Raw genomic sequence first — 2,247 nt, 5'->3', positions numbered from 1 at the left:
CGGCTGGCGTTGCCGCCCGCCTGCGCCAGCGCCTGTCGCAGGACCGCGCGATCGGCGTTCTCGAACGAGGGCGGCGCCTCCTCGCCCAGCACCTGCGACAGCGACCGCGGCGTGGCCAGCGCCGCGTCGTTCAGCCCCAGTCGCAGCCGCGCGGCGCGGCTCGCCCCGACGACCAGATCGTCGCGATCGACCGCCAGCAACGCGCTGCCGCTGACCGCCTGTTCGGGCAGGAAGATGATGCGGCGGTCGGCGAAATGGCGGCAGAACAGGCCGCGTTCGATCCGGCGCGCGGCATCGCGGACCAGCGCGGCGACCATCTCCGCCATCGCGGTGCCGTGATCGTCGCGACAGCTCGACACGTCGATCGCCGCGGCCAACCGGCCGTGCGGATCGTGGACGGGCGCGTCCATGCAGCTGATGTTGACGTTGCGGCTGGCGAAATGCTGGTCGCGGTGAATGACCACCGGCTTGCCTTCGAACAGGCAGGTGCCGATGCCGTTGGTGCCCTGATCCTCCTCGCCCCACAAGGCGCCCTCGACCAACCCCGCTGCGGAAAAGGCGTCCGCGTCGCCTGCGCCCGCGCGCCGTTCCAGGATGACGCCGCGCCGGTCGCTCAGGATCACCGCGCAGCCCGTCCGCCCCACCGCCCGGAACATCTCGTCCAGCACCGGCGCGGCGACCGCGAGCATCAGGTCGTTCTCGGCGCGGACGGCGGCCAGTGCCGCATCGTCGATCCGGTCGCGCAGCGGCGCGCCATCGGGATCGAGCCCATGGTTCAGCGCCGACCGGCACCATGATGCGGCGATCGCCGACGTCGCGGCACGGCTGGCTGACCGGACCGCCTCATGGACGGCATCCCCGTGTCGGACGACGGCTCCTCTCATCGCATCTTGCCTCCTGTCGCCGGCGACTATACTCCGATGTCAGCGACGTGCCGAGGCCTCATCCTCACGCAGCGCCGAAAACAGCGCCTGCTGCCGCAACGGCTTGCTGAGTACCGCATCGAAGCCGCTGTCCCGGGCCAGTGCGTCGAGCGCCGCGCTGGGATAGCCGGTGATGAGCACCGAGCGCCCCTTCCAGCCGCGATCGCCCAATGCGCGGCGCACGTCGCATCCGGTCGCGTCGGGCAGGCGGAAATCGGCGATCAGCACCGCGGCGTCGTCCAGATCGGCGCCCGCCAGCAACGCCCCCGCCGACGCGAACGAGCGCACCTCATATCCCCGCCAGTGCAGCAGCAGCTGAAGCGATCGGCGCACGCCGTCGTCGTCCTCCACCACCAGCGCGGCTCGCCTGTGTTCGGGGGGCGGATCGGTCGTCATGGCAGCTCCAGTCCATCATGGGAGCGTGATGATGACGAACGCCGCGCGCCGGGTCGCTACGTGTTGTCCACAGTGTCGGCCAGCCCCGCCGCGAAGGCGAGGCGCAGCGCGTCCGACAGGCTGTGCACCCCCAGTTTCGTCATGACATTGGCGCGATGCACCTCGACCGTCCGCGGGCTGATGCCGAGGTCGAAGGCGATCGTCTTGTTGGGATGCCCGCGCACCAGCCCGCGCAGGATATCCTGCTCCCGCGGTGTCAGCACGGCGATCCGCACCGCCGCGTCGCGCGCGCTGGCGGCGGCCGTGTCGCGCCGTTCCAGATGGGCGAAGCCGCGATCGAGCGCGGCGAGCAGCGCGGTCTTTTCGAACGGCTTCTCCAGGAAATCGACCGCGCCCGCACGCATCGCCGCCACCGCCGTCGCGACATCGCCGTGGCCGGTCAGGACGATCACCGGAAAGCCGATGCCCTGCGCGGCCAGTTCCTGCTGGACCTGGAGGCCGTCCATTTCCGGCATACGGATGTCGAGCACCACGCAGCCGGGCCGTTCGTGCCGCGCCGCGCGCAGGAACGCCACGCCGCTGTCCCAGGGCCTAACTGCGAAGCCCGACGTCTTCAGCATGAACGCGATCGAGCGGCGCACCGCATCCTCGTCATCGACGACATGCACCATGCGTCGGTCAGTCATGGCCGTCCCCCGGTTCGGCGCTCCACACCGTGAAATGGAATATCGCGCCACCACCGACCGCCGGCTCGGCCCAGATGCGGCCGCCATGCGCCTCGACGATCGTGCGGGAGATCGACAGGCCCAGTCCCATGCCCTGTTCCTTTCCGCTGGCGAATGCCTCGAACAGGCGCGGGGCCACCGCGGGGTCGATGCCCGGCCCGGTATCCGCGACCGCCACGTCGATCATCCCGCCGTTGCGGCGG

The 2,247-nt window shown here is 70.8% G+C and carries 4 protein-coding genes; all 4 read right to left on the bottom strand.

Translation table 11 applies throughout. The features are described from left to right. On the bottom strand, positions 1-884 hold an 884-nt coding region (locus tag AX685_RS09775), incomplete at its 3' end, for a GAF domain-containing protein (RefSeq protein WP_066488060.1). A gap of 39 nt (positions 885-923) precedes the next feature. Continuing rightward, on the bottom strand, positions 924-1,319 hold the full coding sequence (locus AX685_RS09770; protein ID WP_066488058.1) for a response regulator: 396 nt from the start codon (positions 1,317-1,319) through the stop codon (positions 924-926). Between the two features lie 56 nt (positions 1,320-1,375). Further along, entirely contained in the window at positions 1,376-2,005 is a 630-nt protein-coding gene (locus AX685_RS09765; protein ID WP_066488055.1) for a response regulator transcription factor, read from the bottom strand. After that, positions 1,998-2,247 (bottom strand): sensor histidine kinase (locus AX685_RS09760; RefSeq protein ID WP_231738755.1); only part of this gene is annotated, 250 nt, incomplete at its 5' end. The genes AX685_RS09760 and AX685_RS09765, both read right to left, overlap by 8 nt.

It is taken from the genome of Sphingomonas sp. CCH9-F2 (genome assembly GCF_001556735.1).
Lineage (GTDB): Bacteria > Pseudomonadota > Alphaproteobacteria > Sphingomonadales > Sphingomonadaceae > Sphingomonas > Sphingomonas ginsenosidimutans.
Note: the sequence above shows the minus strand (reverse complement) of the source record. Positions and strands in the feature narration are given on the sequence as shown.

Bases quoted from the DNA above. Each gene is read 5' to 3' on its own strand.
- AX685_RS09770 (WP_066488058.1), bottom strand. From the start codon at position 1,319: ATGACGACCGATCCGCCCCCCGAACACAGGCGAGCCGCGCTGGTGGTG.
- AX685_RS09765 (WP_066488055.1), bottom strand. From the start codon at position 2,005: ATGACTGACCGACGCATGGTGCATGTCGTCGATGACGAGGATGCGGTG.